The 632-nt window shown below is 65.3% G+C and carries 1 protein-coding gene; it reads left to right on the top strand.

Annotation, left to right across the window (positions count from 1 at the left end; all coding sequences use genetic code 11):
* Nucleotides 1-632 (top strand): beta-ketoacyl synthase N-terminal-like domain-containing protein (locus ACFO5K_RS26080; RefSeq protein WP_378568354.1); only part of this gene is annotated, 632 nt, incomplete at both ends.

Here is a 632-nt window from a genome sequence, read left to right as displayed (position 1 = left end):
GGGGCGCTCTACGATCCTGATCCGGATCATCCCGGTACGACTTACACGCGTTCGGGTGGGTTTGTTTCCGGTGCTGCGGATTTCGATGCGGGGTTCTTCGGTATAGGTCCGCGTGAGGCGTTGGCGATGGATCCGCAGCAGCGGTTGTTGTTGGAGGGGGTGTGGGAGGCGTTCGAGGATGCGGGTATCGATCCGGTGTGGTTGCGGGGCAGCGACACCGGCGTCTTCGTCGGCGGATCGACCTCGGATTACGCACACCTCGCGCGCTCGAGTACTACCGACCTCGGCGGCCACTGGGGGATCGGTTCCGCGGCAAGCGTGCTGTCGGGGCGGGTGGCGTATTCATTCGGGCTGATCGGCCCAGCCGTCACGGTCGACACGGCGTGCTCTTCCTCACTGGTGGCGATCCATCTCGCGATGCAGGCGCTGCGGCGCGGCGAGTGCGGACTCGCGGTGGCGGCCGGTGTCGCGGTGAACGCGACTCCCGGTGTGTTCGTGGAGTTTTCGCGGCAGCGTGGGTTGGCGCCTGATGGTCGGTGTAAGTCGTATGGGGAGGGGGCGGATGGGACTGGTTGGTCTGAGGGTTTGGGTGTGTTGGTGTTGGAGCGTTTGTCGGATGCGGTGCGTTGTGG

It is taken from the genome of Nocardia halotolerans, from assembly GCF_042650145.1.
In the GTDB taxonomy this organism is placed as follows: domain Bacteria; phylum Actinomycetota; class Actinomycetes; order Mycobacteriales; family Mycobacteriaceae; genus Nocardia; species Nocardia halotolerans.
The sequence above is the reverse complement of the archived record's forward strand: the minus strand, read 5'-3'. Positions and strand labels throughout refer to the sequence as shown.